This is a genomic window from Streptomyces sp. NBC_00442 (genome assembly GCF_036014195.1).
Taxonomy (GTDB): Bacteria; Actinomycetota; Actinomycetes; order Streptomycetales; family Streptomycetaceae; genus Streptomyces.
Window position 1 is genome coordinate 6,052,864 of the sequence record NZ_CP107918.1, and the last position, 18,806, is coordinate 6,071,669.

At 70.9% G+C, this 18,806-nt stretch carries 19 protein-coding genes; 12 read left to right on the forward strand and 7 right to left on the reverse strand.

Going from position 1 to position 18,806, the window contains the following annotated elements; all coding sequences use genetic code 11:
• Window positions 1–105 precede the first annotated feature (105 nt).
• Window positions 106–909, reverse strand: coding sequence for an aminoglycoside N(3)-acetyltransferase (locus OG432_RS27085; protein ID WP_328313573.1), 804 nt, complete (start codon window positions 907–909; stop codon window positions 106–108).
• A 182-nt stretch (window positions 910–1,091) separates the two neighbouring features.
• On the opposite strand from OG432_RS27085, the gene OG432_RS27090 reads away from it, so the two are divergent.
• The 8 genes from OG432_RS27090 to OG432_RS27125 all read left to right on the forward strand — a co-directional run bounded on the left by OG432_RS27090 (window position 1,092) and on the right by OG432_RS27125 (window position 7,675).
• Complete coding sequence (locus tag OG432_RS27090; protein ID WP_328313574.1) at window positions 1,092–1,844, forward strand: helix-turn-helix transcriptional regulator; 753 nt, start codon at window positions 1,092–1,094, stop codon at window positions 1,842–1,844.
• On the forward strand, window positions 1,841–3,262 hold the full coding sequence (sufB, locus tag OG432_RS27095) for a Fe-S cluster assembly protein SufB (RefSeq protein ID WP_328313575.1): 1,422 nt from the start codon (window positions 1,841–1,843) through the stop codon (window positions 3,260–3,262). Before OG432_RS27090 ends, sufB begins: the two co-directional genes overlap by 4 nt.
• Window positions 3,263–3,324: 62 nt before the next feature.
• Complete coding sequence (gene sufD, locus OG432_RS27100) at window positions 3,325–4,506, forward strand: Fe-S cluster assembly protein SufD (protein WP_328313577.1); 1,182 nt, start codon at window positions 3,325–3,327, stop codon at window positions 4,504–4,506.
• Window positions 4,506–4,823 carry a bifunctional 3-phenylpropionate/cinnamic acid dioxygenase ferredoxin subunit gene (locus OG432_RS27105; RefSeq protein WP_267053846.1) on the forward strand — a complete coding sequence of 106 codons (318 nt, stop codon included), beginning with the start codon at window positions 4,506–4,508 and terminating at the stop codon, window positions 4,821–4,823. Before sufD ends, OG432_RS27105 begins: the two co-directional genes overlap by 1 nt.
• A gap of 7 nt (window positions 4,824–4,830) precedes the next feature.
• Window positions 4,831–5,595, forward strand: coding sequence for a Fe-S cluster assembly ATPase SufC (gene sufC, locus OG432_RS27110; RefSeq protein ID WP_328313578.1), 765 nt, complete (start codon window positions 4,831–4,833; stop codon window positions 5,593–5,595).
• Window positions 5,592–6,863 (forward strand): cysteine desulfurase, encoded by a 1,272-nt coding sequence (locus OG432_RS27115; protein ID WP_328313579.1) that lies wholly within the window; start codon window positions 5,592–5,594, stop codon window positions 6,861–6,863. The genes sufC and OG432_RS27115 overlap by 4 nt, the downstream gene beginning before the upstream one ends.
• Window positions 6,864–6,875: 12 nt before the next feature.
• The gene (gene sufU / locus OG432_RS27120) at window positions 6,876–7,340 is read left to right on the forward strand and encodes a Fe-S cluster assembly sulfur transfer protein SufU (protein ID WP_328313580.1); all 465 of its coding nucleotides are present in this window, start codon (window positions 6,876–6,878) and stop codon (window positions 7,338–7,340) included.
• On the forward strand, window positions 7,337–7,675 hold the full coding sequence (locus tag OG432_RS27125; RefSeq protein ID WP_328313581.1) for a metal-sulfur cluster assembly factor: 339 nt from the start codon (window positions 7,337–7,339) through the stop codon (window positions 7,673–7,675). The genes sufU and OG432_RS27125 overlap by 4 nt, the downstream gene beginning before the upstream one ends.
• Window positions 7,676–7,684: 9 nt before the next feature.
• On the opposite strand, the gene OG432_RS27130 is transcribed toward OG432_RS27125, so the two are convergent.
• Window positions 7,685–9,244: a hypothetical protein gene (locus tag OG432_RS27130; RefSeq protein WP_328313582.1), complete on the reverse strand. Its 1,560-nt coding sequence runs from the start codon at window positions 9,242–9,244 to the stop codon at window positions 7,685–7,687.
• Window positions 9,245–9,265: 21 nt separating this feature from the next.
• Here OG432_RS27130 and OG432_RS27135 point away from each other — a divergent pair, with 21 nt between their 5' ends.
• Window positions 9,266–9,631 (forward strand): VOC family protein, encoded by a 366-nt coding sequence (locus OG432_RS27135; RefSeq protein WP_328313583.1) that lies wholly within the window; start codon window positions 9,266–9,268, stop codon window positions 9,629–9,631.
• A 169-nt stretch (window positions 9,632–9,800) separates the two neighbouring features.
• Window positions 9,801–11,117 carry a DUF3616 domain-containing protein gene (locus tag OG432_RS27140; RefSeq protein ID WP_328315258.1) on the forward strand — a complete coding sequence of 439 codons (1,317 nt, stop codon included), beginning with the start codon at window positions 9,801–9,803 and terminating at the stop codon, window positions 11,115–11,117.
• A gap of 15 nt (window positions 11,118–11,132) precedes the next feature.
• On the opposite strand, the gene OG432_RS27145 is transcribed toward OG432_RS27140, so the two are convergent.
• Window positions 11,133–12,164 (reverse strand): hypothetical protein, encoded by a 1,032-nt coding sequence (locus tag OG432_RS27145; RefSeq protein WP_328313584.1) that lies wholly within the window; start codon window positions 12,162–12,164, stop codon window positions 11,133–11,135.
• Between the two features lie 312 nt (window positions 12,165–12,476).
• Between OG432_RS27145 and OG432_RS27150 the strand changes: the two genes are divergently transcribed.
• Window positions 12,477–12,800, forward strand: coding sequence for a DMT family transporter (locus OG432_RS27150; RefSeq protein WP_328313585.1), 324 nt, complete (start codon window positions 12,477–12,479; stop codon window positions 12,798–12,800).
• Window positions 12,801–12,898: 98 nt separating this feature from the next.
• On the opposite strand, the gene OG432_RS27155 is transcribed toward OG432_RS27150, so the two are convergent.
• Complete coding sequence (locus OG432_RS27155) at window positions 12,899–13,777, reverse strand: winged helix-turn-helix transcriptional regulator (RefSeq protein ID WP_328313586.1); 879 nt, start codon at window positions 13,775–13,777, stop codon at window positions 12,899–12,901.
• 206 nt (window positions 13,778–13,983) lie between these two features.
• Between OG432_RS27155 and dapD the strand changes: the two genes are divergently transcribed.
• The gene (gene dapD, locus OG432_RS27160; protein WP_328313587.1) at window positions 13,984–14,979 is read left to right on the forward strand and encodes a 2,3,4,5-tetrahydropyridine-2,6-dicarboxylate N-succinyltransferase; all 996 of its coding nucleotides are present in this window, start codon (window positions 13,984–13,986) and stop codon (window positions 14,977–14,979) included.
• Between the two features lie 275 nt (window positions 14,980–15,254).
• Here the strand turns inward: dapD and dapA are convergent, their stop codons facing one another.
• The 3 genes from dapA to OG432_RS27175 form a co-directional block, all read right to left on the reverse strand.
• Complete coding sequence (gene dapA / locus OG432_RS27165) at window positions 15,255–16,136, reverse strand: 4-hydroxy-tetrahydrodipicolinate synthase (protein ID WP_328313588.1); 882 nt, start codon at window positions 16,134–16,136, stop codon at window positions 15,255–15,257.
• A gap of 89 nt (window positions 16,137–16,225) precedes the next feature.
• On the reverse strand, window positions 16,226–16,642 hold the full coding sequence (locus tag OG432_RS27170; protein ID WP_328313589.1) for a PPOX class F420-dependent oxidoreductase: 417 nt from the start codon (window positions 16,640–16,642) through the stop codon (window positions 16,226–16,228).
• 108 nt (window positions 16,643–16,750) lie between these two features.
• A complete protein-coding gene (locus tag OG432_RS27175) occupies window positions 16,751–18,586 on the reverse strand; it encodes an endonuclease/exonuclease/phosphatase family protein (RefSeq protein ID WP_328313590.1) in 1,836 nt (611 codons plus the stop codon).
• Window positions 18,587–18,806: the final 220 nt, after the last annotated feature.

Sequence of the window (18,806 nt, forward strand, 5' to 3'; positions counted from 1 at the left end):
TCTAGGCCTGGGCCCCGGGGACCGGAGGTGCGGGGGCCCGGGGCCGGTCCGGTCCCGGCCCGCGCCCCGCACCCGTATCCCCTCCGCTTCCTCGCGGCCGCGTTCTCACCCCGCGTACGGACGGTGTGCCGGCAGCCAGCGCTGGGCGTGGGCGACCGCGTCCGCCACCGGGAACAGGCGGCAGCGGGCCCCGCCGACCGTGCCGCCCGGAACCTGCCGGGTCCGCTCGAAGTCCGCGCCCAGTTCGTCGAAGCAGTCGCTGTCGAGACCGGCGTCCCGCACCGTGAGCCACTGGCGGCCCTGCGGGGTGCTCGCCGCGAACGACACGTCCTCCACCGGCCCCGGCACGCGGTATTCCGCGAGGTGGAAGGAGGTGCAGGAGCCGAAGCCCGCGCCGAGGAGCAGCACCCGGGCGCCGGTCTCCTCCAGGCGGGCCAGCGGGCTGCGCTCGCCGAGCTGGCAGTCGCGGGCGTGTCCCGCGGTGATCCGCGACGCGCCCGGTCCGATCGCGGCGAAGGATGTCTGGGGATGGTCGCTGCGCAGGGCGCCGGGCCAGGTGCGCACGGCCTCCGGGATCGCCCCGACGCCGCGGCTCGGCGTGGTCGCCGGGTCGTACGCGGGGATCGCGGCCCTGATCGGCTCCCACCACGCCTCGGGCACGGCCGGGCGCTGCCAGTGCGCGGGGTCGGAGTTGTCGTTGGAGAACGCGGGGACCACGAGCGTGCCCGTTTCGCCCAATGTGTCCAGAAGAGATTGGACGACCGCGACGGCGCCCCCGCAGACCCAGCCGAGCGACTTCAGGGAGGAGTGCACGAGGAGCGTCTCGCCGGGTCGGACCCCGAGCCCGCGCAGGTCGTGCGCGAGCGACTCGCGCGTACACAAAGGGCCGGTCACAGGTGGTGTGGGCATGGGTCGCGAGTCTGCCGCAGGCCTGCGGCGCGCACCATCGAATAACGGGATTCCGGTTGGCGCGACGATCGATCAAAGATCGTTTCCGCAGGTCAGCTTAGGTTCACCTAAGTGATACACCGCACCGCTGTTGATCGTGGCGTGGGTTGTCAGGCCCTGAGGAATTACGCAACAATGGTGTTGTGAAATACGTCGGCGAGGCTCCCCAGGAGGAACTCGCGACCGGTGAGCGGTCCACCCGCAACCGGGTCGCGCGCTCCATCCTGGACCACGGGCCCTCGACCGCACAGGACCTCGCCAAGCGCCTCGGCCTCACCCAGGCCGCCGTCCGCCGCCATCTCGACGCGCTCGTCGCCGACGAGGTCGTCGAGCCGCGCGAACAGCGCGTGTACGGCGCGCGGACCCGCGGCCGCCCGGCCAAGGTCTTCGCCCTGACCGACTGCGGCCGGGACGCCTTCGAGCAGTCCTACGACAAGCTCGCCGTCGAAGCCCTGCACTGGATCGAGCAGTCCGCGGGCGGCGGCGCGGCCGGCGAGGAAGCCGTCGCGGCGTTCGCGCGGGCCCGCGTCGAGGCTCAGGCCGGGGCGTACCGGGACGCGATCGAGGCAGCGGCGCCCGAAGAGCGGACCCAAGCCCTGGCCAAGGCCTTGAGCGCCGACGGGTACGCTGCTACGGCGCGCAGCGCGCCCCAGCCGCAGCGGGGCGAGCAGCTGTGCCAGCACCACTGCCCGGTCGCCCACGCCGCCGAGCGGTACCCGCAGCTGTGCGAGGCGGAGACGGAGTTCTTCTCCCGCCTCCTGGGAACACATGTGCAGCGCCTGGCGACGATCGCCCACGGCGACGGCGTCTGCACCACGTTCATCCCGCACGGCGCGCCACCACAGACCACACATCAGCAAGCATCTGCAAGCACAGCCGGGAGGAACCCCGCATGACGCTCCCCACGGAGACTGCCCACCCCGAACTCGAGGGCCTGGGTACGTACGAATTCGGCTGGGCCGACTCCGACGCGGCCGGCGCCGCTGCCAAGCGCGGACTCTCCGAGGCTGTCGTCCGCGACATCTCGCAGAAGAAGTCCGAGCCGGAGTGGATGCTGAAGCTGCGCCTGAAGGGTCTGCGCCTCTTCGACAAGAAGCCCATGCCGAACTGGGGCTCCGACCTCTCGGGCATCGACTTCAACAACATCAAGTACTTCGTGCGCTCCACGGAGAAGCAGGCGGAGTCCTGGGAGGACCTGCCCGAGGACATCAAGAACACGTACGACAAGCTCGGCATCCCCGAGGCGGAGAAGCAGCGCCTGGTGGCCGGTGTCGCGGCCCAGTACGAGTCCGAGGTCGTCTACCACCAGATCCGTGAGGACCTGGAGGAGCAGGGCGTCATCTTCCTCGACACCGACACCGCCCTGAAGGAGCACCCCGAGCTCTTCCAGGAGTACTTCGGCACCGTCATCCCGGTCGGCGACAACAAGTTCGCCTCGCTGAACAGCGCGGTGTGGTCCGGCGGCTCGTTCATCTACGTGCCCAAGGGCGTCCACGTCGACATCCCGCTCCAGGCCTACTTCCGCATCAACACGGAGAACATGGGCCAGTTCGAGCGGACGCTGATCATCGTCGACGAGGACGCGTACGTCCACTACGTCGAGGGCTGCACCGCCCCGATCTACTCCTCGGACTCGCTGCACAGCGCCGTCGTCGAGATCATCGTCAAGAAGGGCGGCCGCTGCCGCTACACGACCATCCAGAACTGGTCGAACAACGTCTACAACCTGGTCACCAAGCGCGCCGTGGCGTACGAGGGCGCGACCATGGAGTGGGTCGACGGCAACATCGGCTCCAAGGTGACGATGAAGTACCCGGCCGTCTACCTGATGGGCGAGCACGCCAAGGGCGAGACGCTCTCCATCGCCTTCGCGGGCGAGGGCCAGCACCAGGACGCCGGCTCCAAGATGGTCCACATGGCGCCGAACACCTCCTCCAACATCGTCTCCAAGTCGGTGGCGCGAGGCGGCGGCCGCACCTCCTACCGCGGTCTGGTCGAGATCGGCGAGGGCGCCCACGGCTCCAAGTCGAACGTGCTGTGCGACGCGCTGCTCGTCGACACGATCTCCCGCTCGGACACGTACCCCTACGTGGACGTCCGCGAGGACGACGTGTCCATGGGCCACGAGGCGACCGTCTCCAAGGTCTCCGAGGACCAGCTCTTCTACCTGATGAGCCGCGGTCTGACCGAGTTCGAGGCGATGGCGATGATCGTGCGCGGCTTCGTCGAGCCGATCGCCAAGGAGCTCCCCATGGAGTACGCCCTTGAGCTCAACCGGCTGATCGAACTGCAGATGGAGGGCTCGGTCGGATAACGACCGTCCCCCGTCCGGCAGTTGAGCAGATTCTGATTCAGGAAGAGAGCACTACGACAGCCATGGCTGAGGCTCAGAACATCCCGGCCGGTTCCACCACGGCCGGCTCGATCGCGGTGGCCGCCGAGTCGACCGTCGCCACCCGCATGAGCGCCCCCCCGTCCTTCGACGTCGCGGACTTCCCGGTCCCGCACGGCCGTGAGGAGGAGTGGCGGTTCACGCCGCTGGAGCGGCTGCGCGGGCTGCACGACGGCACAGCCGTCGCCACCGGTGACGGTGTGAAGGTCGTCGTCGAGGCGCCCGAGGGCGTCCTCGTCGAGACCGTCGGGCGCGACGACGCCCGCCTGAGCAGGGCCGGCACGCCGGCGGACCGCGTCGCGGCCCAGGCGTACTCGTCCTTCGAGAAGGCCTCCGTCGTGAGCGTCCCCAAGGACACGGTGCTCACCGAGCCGATCCGGATCGCCGTGCACGGCGAGGGCGGCGTGGCCTACGGCCACCAGGTCGTCGAGCTCGGCGCGTTCGCCGAGGCCGTCGTGGTCATCGACCACACCGGTGACGCGGTGCTCGCCGCGGGCGTCGACTACCTCATCGGCGACGGCGCCAAGCTGACCGTCGTCTCCGTGCAGGACTGGGACGACAAGGCCGTCCACGTCTCCCAGCACAACGCGCTGATCGGCCGCGACGCCACCTTCAAGTCCTTCGTGGTCACCTTCGGCGGCGACCTGGTACGGCTGCACCCGCGGGTCGCCTACGCCGGCACCGGCGGCGAGGCCGAGCTCTTCGGCCTGTACTTCACCGACAAGGGCCAGCACCAGGAGCACCGCCTCCTGGTCGACCACAACACCCCGCACTGCAAGTCCAATGCCGTGTACAAGGGCGCCCTCCAGGGCGACGACGCACACGCCGTGTGGATCGGTGACGTCCTCATCCAGGCCGCGGCCGAGGGCACGGACACCTACGAGATGAACCGCAACCTGGTTCTGACCGACGGCGCCCGCGTCGACTCGGTGCCGAACCTGGAGATCGAGACCGGCGAGATCGCCGGCGCCGGTCACGCGTCCGCCACCGGCCGCTTCGACGACGAGCAGCTCTTCTACCTGATGTCGCGCGGCATCCCGGCGATGGAGGCCCGTCGCCTGGTCGTGCGCGGCTTCTTCGCGGAGCTCGTCCAGCAGATCGGTCTGCCGGACGTCGAGGAGCGCCTCCTGGCGAAGATCGAGACGGAGCTGGAGGCTTCCGTCTGATGGCCTTCGTCAAAGCCTGTGCGCTGAGCGAGCTGGAGAGCGACACCCCCAAGCGGGTGGAGATCGACGGCACGCCGGTGTCCCTCGTCAAGACCGGGGGCGAGGTGTTCGCGATCAACGACATCTGCTCGCACGCGAACGTGTCGCTCTCGGAGGGCGAGGTCGAGGACTGCGCCATCGAGTGCTGGCTGCACGGCTCCAGCTTCGACCTCCGCACCGGCAAGCCGTCCGGCCTCCCCGCGACGCGCCCCGTGCCCGTATACCCCGTACAGATCCAAGGGGACGATGTGCTCGTCTCCGTCACCCAGGAGTCCTGAGTCCCCCATGGCAACGCTTGAAATCCGCGACCTGCACGTCTCCGTCGACATCGAGAACGGTACGAAGGAGATCCTCAAGGGCGTCGACCTGACCGTGAAGCAGGGCGAGACCCACGCCATCATGGGCCCCAACGGCTCCGGCAAGTCCACCCTCGCGTACTCGCTGGCAGGGCACCCCAAGTACACGATCACCAGCGGCACCGTCACGCTCGACGGCGAGGACGTCCTGGAGATGTCCGTCGACGAGCGCGCCCGCGCCGGCGTGTTCCTCGCCATGCAGTACCCGGTCGAGGTCCCCGGCGTCTCGGTCTCCAACTTCCTGCGCACCTCGGCCACCGCGATCCGCGGCGAGGCGCCCAAGCTGCGCACCTGGGTGAAGGAGGTCAAGTCCGCGATGGAGCAGCTCCAGATGGACCCGGCCTTCGCCGAGCGCAACGTCAACGAGGGCTTCTCCGGCGGTGAGAAGAAGCGCCACGAGATCCTCCAGCTGGAGCTCCTCAAGCCGAAGATCGCGATCCTCGACGAGACCGACTCCGGCCTCGACGTCGACGCGCTGCGCCAGGTCTCCGAGGGCATCAACCGCGTCCGTGAGAGCGGCGAGGTCGGCACCCTCCTGGTGACGCACTACACGCGCATCCTGCGCTACATCAAGCCCGACTACGTCCACGTCTTCGCGGCCGGCCGCATCGTCGAGTCCGGCGGCGCCGAGCTCGCCGACAAGCTCGAGGCCGAGGGCTACACGGCGTACACGAAGGGTGGCGCTTCCGAGTGACACAGCTGCCGGGCCTCCTCACCCAGTCCGCTCTCCTGGACGAGGCGATCCGCAAGGACTTCCCCTTGCTGGACCGTGTGGTCCACGACGGGAAGAAGATCGTCTACCTCGACAGCGCTGCGACCTCGCAGAAGCCGCGCCAGGTGCTCGACGCTCTCAACGAGTACTACGAGCAGCACAACGCCAACGTGCACCGTGGCGTGTACCTGGTCGCCGAGGAGGCCACGGCGCTGTACGAGGGCGCCCGTGACAAGGTCGCCCGGTTCATCAACGCGCCGAGCCGCGACGAGGTCATCTTCACCAAGAACGCCTCGGAGTCGCTCAACCTCGTCGCCAACATGCTGGGCTGGGCCGACGAGCCCTACCGCGTGGACAGCGAGACCGAGATCGTCATCACGGAGATGGAGCACCACTCCAACATCGTGCCGTGGCAGCTGCTCGCGCAGCGCACCGGCGCGAAGCTGAAGTGGTTCGGCCTGACCGACGACGGCCGCCTCGACCTGTCGAACATCGACGAGATCATCACGGAGAAGACGAAGATCGTCTCCTTCACGCTGGTCTCCAACCTGCTCGGCACCCAGAACCCGGTCGAGGCGATCGTCCGCCGCGCGCAGCAGGTCGGCGCGCTGGTCTGCATCGACGCCTCGCAGGCCGCCCCGCACATGCCGCTCGACGTGCAGGCCCTCCAGGCCGACTTCGTGGCCTTCACCGGCCACAAGATGTGCGGGCCGACCGGCATCGGCGTCCTGTGGGGCCGCCAGGAGCTCCTGGAGGACCTGCCGCCGTTCCTGGGCGGCGGCGAGATGATCGAGACGGTCTCGATGCACTCCTCCACCTACGCTCCCGCGCCGCACAAGTTCGAGGCGGGCACGCCCCCGATCGCGCAGGCCGTGGGCCTCGGCGCGGCCGTGGACTACCTGTCGGCCATCGGCATGGACAAGATCGCCGCGCATGAGCACGCGATCACGGAGTACGCAGTCAAGCGCCTCCTCGAGGTGCCCGACCTGCGGATCATCGGCCCCACCACGGCCGAGGACCGCGGCGCCGCGATCTCCTTCACGCTCGGCGACATCCACCCGCACGACGTGGGCCAGGTCCTCGACGAGGAGGGCATCGCCGTCCGCGTCGGCCACCACTGCGCGCGCCCGGTCTGCCTCCGCTACGGAATTCCCGCGACCACGCGAGCGTCTTTCTATCTGTACTCCACGCCCGCCGAGGTCGACGCCCTGGTGGACGGTCTGGAGCACGTACGAAACTTCTTCGGCTAGGAGAGTCGAGACGTGAAGCTTGATTCGATGTACCAGGACGTCATCCTGGACCACTACAAGCACCCGCACGGCCGGGGCTTGCGGGACGGTGACGCCGAGGTGCACCACGTGAACCCGACGTGCGGCGACGAGATCACCCTGCGGGTGAAGTACGACGGCGCGCGCATCGAGGACGTCTCGTACGAGGGCCACGGCTGCTCCATCAGCCAGGCCAGCGCCTCGGTCCTCAACGACCTCCTGGTCGGCAAGGAACTGGCCGACGCGCAGCGGATCCAGGAGACCTTCCTGGAGCTGATGCAGTCCAAGGGCCAGCTGGAGCCCGACGACGCGATGGAGGAGATCCTGGAGGACGCGGTGGCATTCGCCGGCGTCTCCAAGTACCCCGCCCGAGTGAAGTGTGCTCTGCTGAGCTGGATGGCGTGGAAGGACGCGACGGCCCAGGCTCTGGGCGACGTCGCCGAAAGGAAGACGGCATGACCGAGAACGCGGAGGCGGCCATCAAGCCGGCGACCGAAGAAGAGATCCGCGAGGCGCTGTACGACGTCGTCGACCCCGAGCTGGGCATCGACGTCGTCAACCTCGGCCTGATCTACGGCATCCACATCGACGACTCCAACGTCGTCACGCTGGACATGACCCTGACGTCGGCGGCCTGCCCGCTGACCGACGTGATCGAGGACCAGGCGAAGTCCGCGACCGACGGCCTCGCCAGCGAGCTGAAGATCAACTGGGTCTGGATGCCGCCGTGGGGCCCCGACAAGATCACCGACGACGGCCGCGAGCAGCTGCGCGCCCTGGGCTTCAACGTCTGAGCCCCGTTGTCAGGAGAGGCCCCCGGCGCCATTGGTGCCGGGGGCCTCGTCGCGTCCCAGGGCGCCGGCCAGGAGCCGGATCGTCGCCACGGGGAGTGACGGGTTGGCGGCCGCGGCATGGGCCAGTTCCTCGTCGTCGAGGAGGTCCGCGAGGCGGGGGAGCGGCAGGCGGGCGTGGCGGGCGAAGGCGTCGCGCACGTCCGCGTCCGGGTCCCGGGTGAGCCGGTCCACGGTTGTGGCGGCGACGTCGGGATCGCGCGCGGCGATCAGCCGTACCGCCGGGTCCCGGTGACCGGCGTACCGGGCGAGCCCCTCGCGCGGGAAGTTCGCCCGGCCCGGCAGGTCCTCGCGGCCCCGGCCGGTGTATTCCAGGTAGCAGCGCAGCAGCAGCTCGGGCGGCGCGTCCGGATGGTTCTGCGCCAGCAGGACGCGTACGCCGAGGTCGGGGTCGGCGGCCAGCAGGTTCAGCAGATCCTGCGGTAGGCGGGGATCCATGGCCGCACGCCGTCGCAACAGCGGGTGCCCGGAGTGTGCCAGGCGCCGGGACTCCGCGGGCTCCGCCGGCGCGCTGGGCAGCATGCGGCACGGGAACGGCCCGTCCTGGCTCACCTCGTAGTCGATCGCGGCCCGCTCCTCCTCCGTCAGGGCGGGATGGCAGGACACGGCGAGCCGCACCCCGGGATCGGGGTCGACGGTGAGGAGCCGGAGCTCGCCGGGCTCCAACTGCGGCCGTTTCGCGATCTGTTGGCGCACCGCCGGATCCGGGTCGCGGGCGAGCAGGGCCACCGTGCCGGCGGGCAGAGCGCGGTTGTTCGCCAGCGTCCGCCGCTCGTCGTGCCGTGCGGGAGAGGCGAGCACGCTCTCGATGACGGCGGGGCCGAGAGCGCCGTGCAGCAGGAGATGCGTGCGGAAGTGGCTGCCGTGCTCCGGGAGTTCGGCCTCCACGCGCGCCGGATCACGGTCGCGGTCGTGTCCCTCCTTGGCCGACCTGGCGCGCTCGCGCACCTCCTCGTCGGGATCGGTGAGCAGCGTGGCCCGTTGTTCGTCGGACAGGCCGTCCCATGCGTTCATGCCGATCCCGAAGGCCCGGACCTTCGGTTCGCCGTGGCCGAGCATCGAGACGCGGAACCGCGGCGAGAAGCGGCGCGTGAACGCGAAGGAGCCGAGGCAATCGTTCTCGTACGTCGTGATCATGCGGGCGGCGGCCCAGTCGGGCAGGGGGTCGGGCTCCTCGTCGAAGCCGGTGTGCGCGCCGTCGGCGAGGTGTGTCCGCACGCGCCAATCGGGGTCGTCCACGAGCCGCAGCCGCTCGGCCACGTCGACGTGCCGGTTGGTCGCGAAGAAGGCCCGGGTGCGCCAGTCCGGGTGGCCGGCCGCCGCGTCCACCACCGCGCCGGGCAGCGCCCGGTCCCGGCACAGGGTCGTGCGCGCCGCGGGCGGCCCCGCGGTCAGGATCCGCAGCAGTACGTCGTGGGGCGTGGCCGGGTTGAGGGCGACCCCGGCCAGGCGACGCTCCGCGAGGTCCGCCTCGTCCCGGATGCCGTGGGGGGTCCGCGCGCGACCGCTCATCGGACGGTGCACACTTCGGGTATGGCCGTTTCCATGTATCACCTTGTCGTCGATGCCCATGATCTGCCCGCGCTCGCCCGGTTCTGGTGTCAAGTCCTCGACTGGAAGGTGCTGTTCGAGGACCCGGAGGAGATCGTCATCGGGGCGGACGAGACAGCGTACCCAGGCATGTGCTTCCTGCCGGTGCCCGAGCGCAAGAGCGTCAAGAACCGGCTGCACATCGACCTCAACCCCGACGACCACGCCGCCGAGGTCGAGCGGATCATCGCGCTCGGGGCGCGCCGGGTGGACGTGGGGCAGGGGAAGGACGTGACCTTCACGGTGCTGGCCGACCCCGAGGGCAACGAATTCTGTGTGCTGCGGCCCAAGCGGAGCCTTATCGACTGACGTTCGCCCGCCGTACCCGTGGCGTACCCCCGCAATTGGCGGGGCGACCGGAACCTACTCGCGACACCCCCGCCGACGAGAGGCCATCCCCGTGCCGCACCACCCTTCGCTCCGCCGTGCCAGGGCCCTCGCGGCCGCGTCCGGAGTCCTCGCGCTGGCCGCGCCGGGGATGAACACCCCTGCGCACGCCGCGAGTTACGGCACCCCCACCATCTCCCTCTCGGCCTCCTACCTGTCGGGGGCCGTGGGAGCCACCGGCGACCCCACGGTCACCGTGAGCGTCGCGCAGAGCGGGGCGGACGCCTCGGCGCTCACCGTGGCCGCGTCCGCCAGCAGCAAGAGCTCGGTGGCCGGGACCGGGGACGTCCAGGTCACCGGCACCGGAGGGAGCCGAAGCCTGGCCGTGGCCGCACACGCCCGCGGCTACACCGACCTGACGGTCAAGGTCACCGGGCTCGGCGGCAAGACCGCCACCAAGACGCTGCACTACGCGGCGTCGGCCGCCGTGCAGAACGCCGCCGACACCCGCTACTTCACCGGCTCCAGCGACGCCTCGGCCGCCGTGGACGTGGGCGGCGGGTATGTCGTCGTCGCCGACGACGAGTCCAACACGCTGCGCCTGTACGACCGTTCGGCCTCCGGGGCGCCCGTGAAGACCTGGGACTTCAGCTCCAAGCTCGGCGTCTCCAAGGAGATCGACATCGAGGGCGCCGCCCGCGTCGGCAACACGATCTACTGGACCGGCTCGCTCGGCAACAACAAGGACGGCGAGTACAAGGCCGACCGCAACACCGTCTTCACCACCACCGTCACCGGCTCGGGCGCCGCCACCCAGCTCGCGCTCGGCGGCTCGTACAAGAAGCTGCGGGACGATCTCGTGGCCTGGGACCACGCCAACGGGGACCGCTTCGGGTTCGCCGCCGCGACCGCGGACGGCCAGGTGCCCAAGCAGATCGACGGGTTCAACGTGGAGGGCCTGGAGTTCGCGCCGGGCTCCACGAGCACCGCCTACATCGGCTTCCGGGCTCCGCTGGTGCCGCCGGTGAACGGCGGCAAGGCGCTCATAGTGCCCGTCACCAACATGGACAAGGTGGTGGGCAGCGGCGCCAAGCCGGTCTTCGGCGCCGCCATCCAGCTCGACCTCGGCGGGCTCAGCATCCGCGACATCCGCAAGAACGCCGCCGACCAGTACCTGATCGTCGCCGGTTCTTGGGCCGCGGACGACAACTCCGACCCGTACGCGGTCTACTCCTGGGACGGCGTCGCGGGCCACGCCCCGCTCAAGCGGGCCGACCTGCCGACCAGCGACCCGGGCGGCTGGGAGGCCGTGGTGGACGTGCCCGACCTCGGCCAGGCGGGCGCCCGCGCCCAGTTCATCACCGACGACGGCTCCGCCGACCTCTACGGCGACGGTACCGAGGCCAAGGACCTGTCCCACGCCGAGTGGAAGAAGTCCCGGGCCACCTGGTTCACGGTGACCGGCTGACCAGGCGCTCCGGCGCTACCAGGTGACCGCCGGCGGGGCTCCCGCCGGCGGCACACCGGCCGCCTCGGCCAGCGCGGACGCCAGCTCCTCGGTACGGATGCGCCGGTCGATGTAGAGCAGCCCCGAGGCCAGCTGGGGCAGGGTGGTCGACAGGAACTGGCTGACCACCATGCCGATCAGGCCCAGCACCATCACGATGACGACGGCCGCGACCCCTGAACCGGCCGACGGGTCGGAGAGCAGCAACGGCATGGCGGCAAGGACCCCGCCGTAGGTGAAGGGCACCTGCGCGAGGTTGCCGATGAACATGCTGATGAGGGCGACGAGCGTCACGACGCCGCACGTCCGCCACCAGGTGCCCCGCACCAGACGGGCCGAGCGGCGCAGCGCCTGGACGGGCCGCTGGTTCTCCAGGACCGCGGCCACCGGGGCGAAGCCGAAGCGCACCGCCATCCAGGTGTTGAACGGGATCAGCACGAGGACGCCGAGGCCGGCCAGGACCAGCAGGGAGGGCGGCGTGCCGCCGTCCCGCGTCGACAGGATCAGGAGCAGCATCACCCCGGCGAACAGGACCGTCGCGCCGATCGTGATCACCAGCGCGAGCGCCAGCGCGCCGAGCGCCGCGGGGAAGCGGGACCATGCCCTGCGCCACACGGCGCCGAAGGGGGTCCGCCGCCCGAGCACCGCGTCCTGGAGCACGGTCGCGGCGGCCGAGGACATCAGCGCCATCGCGAGGAGCCACATCGCCAGTGTGACGACGAAGGTGAGGGCGCCTGCCACCAGCACGGGCTCGACGTCGGAGCGCGCCGGGCCGCTCTCGTACGCCTCGCGGTGGCGGAAGACGGGGTCGAGGTGTTCGTGCACGGCGGCGATCGAGGCCGCACACGCCCCGCCGGTGACGAGCGCCGCGATTCCGTACGCGACGAGAGCCATCCCGAAGAGCTGCTTCCAGTGGCGGCCGAGGGTCGTGAAGGCGCCGCCGAGTATGTCGCCGAGGCCGAGCGGGCCCAGGGGTATCACGCCGGGGCGCGGCGGGGGCGGCGGCATCCAGCGGCCACCCCAGCCCGGTCCCCCACCCCGGCGGGGGACCGGGGGGAACGCCCTGCCCGCCGGGCCCCCACATCGGCGCGGCACCCCGGCCTGCGGGCCCCCATGCCGGTGGGGTTCCCGGTGCGGCGCCCTGCCCTGCGGGGTGGGGCCCCGGCAACGGCCCCTGGGGGCCGCCGCCCTGGTCGCCGGCGTCCGGTCCCGTGTCCTGCGTCACTGCGTCCTCGCTCTTCCCGTACGTCGCCGTACGCCCCGTCCCCTGATGATCGGCCCCACCGTAGCCCGCCCCCTCCCGGCGGTACGCTCGCCCCCATGCCCTACGTCCTGCTCGCCTGTGCCATCGGCTCGGAGATCGTCGCCACCTCCGCGCTGAAGTACAGCGAGGGCTTCACCAGGCTCTGGCCGTCGCTGATCACCGCGGCCGGCTATCTGCTCGCCTTCTACCTGCTGTCGCTGACGCTCAAGTCCCTTTCCGTGGGCACCGCGTACGCGATCTGGTCGGGCGTGGGGACGGCCGTCATCGCGGCCATCGGGATGGTCTTCATGGGGGAGGCGATGACCGCGGCGAAGATCGCCGGGATTGCCCTCGTCATCGGCGGAGTGGTCCTGCTCAACATCGGCGGCGCGGCGCACTGAACGCGGCGCACCGAACGCGGCTCGCCGAACTCGGCGCACCGAACGCGGCTCGGCGGACGCCGAGCCGGCTCACCCGCTGCCGTGCACCCCGTTCCCGTTCACCCCGCCGCGCGCACCGCACGGAGTGCGGCGTGCACACTCGCCTCGACGTCGGTGATCGGGTAGAGCGCCTCGATCACCGTACGGTCCCGGTCGACCACCAGGGTCAGCCGCTTGAGCCGGCTCGTCCCCGCCGTGCGGAAGGTGGGCAGGCGCAGCGCCGCCGTCAGGTCGAGCCCGGCGTCCGAGAGCAGCGGGAAGCGCAGGGCCTCCTTGTCGGCGAACGCCCTCTGCTCGTCCGGGCGTTGGGTGGACACGCCGTGCACGCTCGCGCCCGCCGCGCCGAACTCGGCGAGCTGGTCCCGGAAGGTGCACGACTCCAGGGTGCAGCCGCGCGCACCGGGAATCCCGGCCCAGCCGGGCGGGTACGACTCGGCGCGGGCGTAGGCGCCGGGGAAGCAGTACAGCACGGTGTACGGCGTCGAGGACGCGACCGGGTCCCTCGACTCCCCGTTGAAATCGATCAGTTGAAGCTCCGGTATCCGGGTGCCGACCAGCTCCCGCACCCGCTCGGTCTCGCCCGAGGTCTCCGTCGAGGTGGCCATGGTCTCTCCTTCTCCCAGCACCCAGGTGTCTCCCCAGTCCTGGAGTGCGATCAGTACGGGCAGCAGGGCGCGGCCGCGCGGGGTGAGCCGGTACTCGTGGCGCACCGGGCGCTCCTGGTACGGCTCGCGCGTCAGGACACCGCACTCCACGAGCAGCTTCAGCCGTTCGGTGAGTACCTTGCGGGACATGCCGAGCTCCCGCTGGAGGGCGTCGAAGCGGTGCACGCCGCGTGCGGTGTCGCGCACGATCAGCAGGGTCCACCAGTCGCCCACGACGTCCAGGGCCTGGGCGATGGCACAGTGCCCGTCGTCGAGCCGGGTGCGTTGCGGCATGCGGCCATCCCTTCGCGACCCCTTCGGGGCCGGCGCGCCGTGCGGGCCGGCCGGCCCGCACGGGAATCATGATGCCCTAGTTAGTTTCCATAGGGAACCCGGTCGGGTGCGGGCCGGCCGCACGGCCCGTCGGGCAGGGCGGGACACGGGCCCGTCACGTGAGACCGGTTCGCCCCGGCGGGCGGTGGCCGGTTAGGTTTTGGGGCATGACCGACACGACTGCTACTGCTACGACCGGCGCCGCGGCCGCCGGACTCGCCACCATCGCCGCCGACGGCACCGTCCTGGACACCTGGTTCCCCGCCCCCGAGCTCGTGGCCGTCGCCGAGCCCGGCCCGGCCGGCACCGAGCGGCTCTCCGCCGAGCGCGCCGCCGAACTGCTCGGCGCGGGTGCGCTCAAGGCCGTCGGCGTGGACGAGCGCCGCGGGGTCGAGGTCGTCGCCGTCCGTACGGTCATCGCCTCGCTCGACGCCAAGATGCTCGACGCGCACGACGCCTACCTGCGTCTGCACCTCCTCTCGCACCGGCTCGTCAAGCCGCACGGCCAGAACCTCGACGGGCTCTTCGGGCTGCTCGCCAACGTGGCCTGGACCTCGCTCGGTCCGGTCGCCGTCGACGACATCGAGACGGTCCGCCTCAACGCCCGCGCCGAGGGGCTGCACCTCCAGGTGACGTCGATCGACAAGTTCCCGCGCATGACGGACTACGTCGCCCCCAAGGGCGTGCGCATCGCCGACGCGGACCGGGTCCGCCTGGGCGCGCACCTCGCCGAGGGCACCACCGTCATGCACGAGGGCTTCGTGAACTTCAACGCGGGCACGCTCGGCACGTCCATGGTCGAGGGCCGCATCTCGGCCGGCGTCGTGGTCGGCGACGGCTCCGACATCGGCGGCGGCGCGTCCACGATGGGCACGCTGTCGGGCGGCGGCAACGTCCGCATCGTCATCGGCGAGCGGTGCCTCGTCGGTGCGGAGGCGGGGGTCGGGATCGCGCTCGGCGACGAGTGCGTCGTCGAGGCGGGGCTGTACGTCACGGCCGGTACGCGGGTCACCATGCCCGACGGGCAGATCGTGAAGGCGCGGGAGCTGTCGGGGGCGTCCAACATCCTGTTCCGGCGGAACTCGGTTACGGGAACGGTTGAGGCGCGGCCGAACAATGCGGTGTGGGGTGGCCTGAACGAGGTCCTCCACGCCCACAACTAGCCGACCCCCCTGGGGCTCCGCCCCAGGCCCCGGTTCGCGCCTCAAGGGCGCTCGTCCTCAATGTCCCCCAAGGCCTCAGGGGCCAGGGGGGACCCCCATGATGGGCTGAGGATGCCTGAGACGGGCACCCTGCCAAGGTCACCCCCCCCAGGGGCGCGGGGAACTGCGCGGTCGGCCCCCGCCGGCCCGCGGGTGGCATCGCACTCGGCGGGCCGGGGAAACCGGGGGGGGTGGGGCAGAGCCCCGGCCCCCCGGGCTCGGGAGGGGGTCCGGGGTCACCCCAGGAGGGTGGACAGGGCGGCCCGGAGGCGCGCCGTGTCCTCCTCGCCGGCCCCCTGCAAGGGCCCCCGCACCGGAAGGCCCAGAACCGCCTTCGCCGTGACGGCCCCCGGCAGCCCCGATGCCATCATCAACTCGGTCAGAGGCAGCGCGAGTTGATTGAGGCGAGCAGCCTCACGCACCGCCCCCGCGTCGAACGCGTCCAGCACCGCCCGCACGGCCCGCGGCGCCACGTTCGCCACCGTGCTCACACAGCCCGCCCCGCCCACCGCGTACAGCGGCAGGTTCAGCTCCTCGCAGCCGGAGTAGTACGCCAGCGACGTGCGGCCCATGACCTTGGTCGAGCCGAGCAGGTCGTACGCGCAGTCCTTCACCGCCACGATCCGCTCGTGCTCCGCGAGCCGCATCATCGTGTCGGTCTCGATCCGTGTGCCCGTGCGGCCGGGGATGTCGTACAGCATCACCGGCAGCCCGGTCGCGTCGGCCACCGTACGGAAGTGGGCCTCGACGGCGGCCTGCGGGGGCCGGCTGTAGTAGGGGGTCACCACCAACAGGCCGTCCGCGCCCGCCCGTTCGGCCGCGTGGCCCAGCGCGACGGTGTGGGCGGTCGACGCGCTGCCCACCCCCGCCACGACCGACGCTCGGCCGCCCACCTCCGCGGCCACCGCCCGTACCAGCGCGGTCTTCTCCTCGTCGGTGGTCGTCGGCGACTCCCCGGTCGTGCCGTTCAGGACCAGCCCGTCGCAGCCGTGGTCGACCAGGCGCGCGGCCAGGTCCCGCGCGGCCGCCAGGTCGAGTTCGCGGGACGCGGTGAACGGCGTGACCATGGCGCACAGCGCCCGGCCGAACGGGCGGGGAATCGGGCTCGATGTCGTCATACGGCAGTTTCGCCCCGGCGTAGAGTTAACGTCTACTTAGACTTTATTCCGGGATGATGCAGGGATGCTGAAGAGAGGTGGGGCCGGGTTCACTGGCTGGTCGTGTGCTCCGGGCGCAGGACCAGGACGACACGGCGATCGGCGTCGTCCAGCGGGCCCTCGTACTCCAGGCCGTAGCGCTGGGCCAGGACGTCGAAGAACGCCCCGGTCGGGTCGGGCTCGATGCGCTCGACCGTGCCACGGACCTCCAGGTAGCGGTAGGGGCGCTCCGGGTCGTTGACCGAGACGGACACCTCGGGGTGGGCCACGACGTTCTTGTACTTGCGGCGCGTGGTGGTCGTGGTGAAGCGCAGGAACTCGCCGTCCCAGATCTGCCAGACGGGGTTGACGTGCGGGGCGCCGTCCGGGCCGATGGTGGCGAGGTGCACGAAGAGGGGGCGGGTCAGCAGGTCCTCGTGGGCGGCGGGGATCACGGATGCGGCGTCGTTCGGGCTCTTGATCGTCATGGACCCGGACGCTAGCAACACCGGATCGGACAGCGGGAGTTGCCCCCATCCCGGCTCGGGCGGGCGGTCGTCGTGAGACGTGACGACCGCCCGCCCGAGCGCGTACCGCTACGGGTGGAAGCGGATGATCTGCGGGTCGTGGTCGCTGGTCTGGTTCGCGAACTCGGCGTTGATGTGCACGCTGTCGTAGTCGAAGCCACGGATCGCGGGGCTGGTCAGGACCTGGTCGAGGACCTGGGTGTTGCCCTGGTAGACGTAGGAGTAGCGCTCCTTCCCGGGCAGCGTGCGGTAGGCCGAGCGCAGCGCGCCGCCCTCCTCCAGGGCCTTGGTCGTGCCCGAGAAGTCGAAGTCGTTGATGTCGCCGACGGCCAGGACGTCCGCGTGCTTGTCGACCGCGAGCAGCTGCTTCACGAAGGCGTTGACGGCCTGCGCCTGCTGGAGCCGCTTGGCCTCCGAGGAGCGCGGCACCGGCTGGTGCTGCGAGACCAGGCCCTCGTCGCCGCCCTTCGACGCGAAGTGGTTGGCGATCACGAAGACCGTCTTCCCCTTGAACACGAACTCGCCGGCCAGCGGCTTGCGGCTGTCCCCCCACGCCGCGTTGGCCGGGTCGATCCGGCCGGGGGAGAGGGTCAGGGCCGGGTGGCCCTTGGTCCCGGTGACGCCGACGGCGGTCTTGTAGTCGCCGCCGGGACGGTCGGTGAAGGAGACCCGCGCCGGGTTGAACAGGAAGCCCTGGCGGATGTTGCCGCCGGGCTCGCCGCCGTCCTTGTTGCTCTCCGGGTCGATCGAACGCCACTCGTAGGCCGGGCCGCCCGCCGCGACGATCGCGTCCGTGAACTTCTTCACGGTCGCCGACGCGTCCACCGTGCCGTCGTTCTTCGCACCGTTGTTGTCCTGGATCTCCTCCAGGGCCACGATGTCCGGCGAGGCGAGGTTGGTCACCACACCCTGCGCCAGCGCGTCGAACTTCGACTGCGGGTCGGTCGGGTCCAAGTTCTCCACGTTGTACGTGGCCACCGCCAGCTCGCCGGTGCGCTGCTTGCGGGTGACCTCGCGCTTGAGACCGTTGTCCTTGACCGTGCCGAGCGTGCGCGCGGTGATGGTGTAGCCGCCGAACTGGTTGAAGTCCAGGGGGCCTTCGGTGGTCCCGGTCAGGGTGTCGCCCACGTTCGCGGTGGGGAAGGCCTGCTGCGCCGTCGGGATCAGGCTCTGGATCTGGAGGCGCCCGGTGTTCTGGTCGTTGTACGAGGAGTACAGCGAGCCGCCGCGCGCCGTCCGGTTCTCCTGCGGCTTCACCGTGACCCACAGCTCGGAGTACGGGTCGGTGGCGCCGACCACCCGCGAGGTGCCGATGCGGACGTTCATGCCCTCAAGGGACTCGTAGTAGTCCGTGGCGTACTTCTTCGGCCGCAGGGCCAGACCGTTGACGCTGTTGCCGGCCGCCGGGTCGCCGTTCGGCGTGTAGCGGTCGGGCACCGAGCGGGAGGTGATGACGACCGGGGCGGGCACCGCGTTGCCCGAGGAGAGGACCGTCACGGTCGGCTTGGACAGCTCGGTGACCGACTGGTTGCCCGAGGCCGGACCGCCGGGGACGTACTCGGTGACGGTGGCGGAGACCTCCACCGCGTCGCCCACGGCGACCGTCGGGTTGGAGCTCGTGAAGACGAAGACGCCCTCGCTGGTGGCCGGGTCCTTGTCGGGGGCGGTGTCCTGGAACCAGAAGCCCTTGGAGGAACCATAGGCGCGCACCCCGGTGACGACACCGGTCACGCCGGTGACCTGCTGGCCCGCCAGCGGGGATATCCGGGTGGTGCCCTGGATGTCGTGGATCTTCGCCTGCACGGGCGCTGCGGGGGCCGCCTGGGAGGAGGCGGCGCAGACCAGGCCGGCGGCGAGCGCGGCGGCGACCACGGCGGACACGGCGGCGGTTCTGGGAACGGGCATTCACGTACTCCGAGGGTGATGGGGGCGATGAGGGAAAAACGGTGCGTGCGGCGGTACGGTTCTACGCGCGTCAATCTCTTGGCTGGGGTGGGGAGTTGTCAAGGGTTTGCGAGTGGTCGATTACCGACGAGTAGATGAACGTTCGGGGGAGCGGCGCGGGAACGGGCGCGGCCGGGCGCCCCGGGTGGTGCGGGCGCCGGGTGTGTACGGCCGGCGCAAC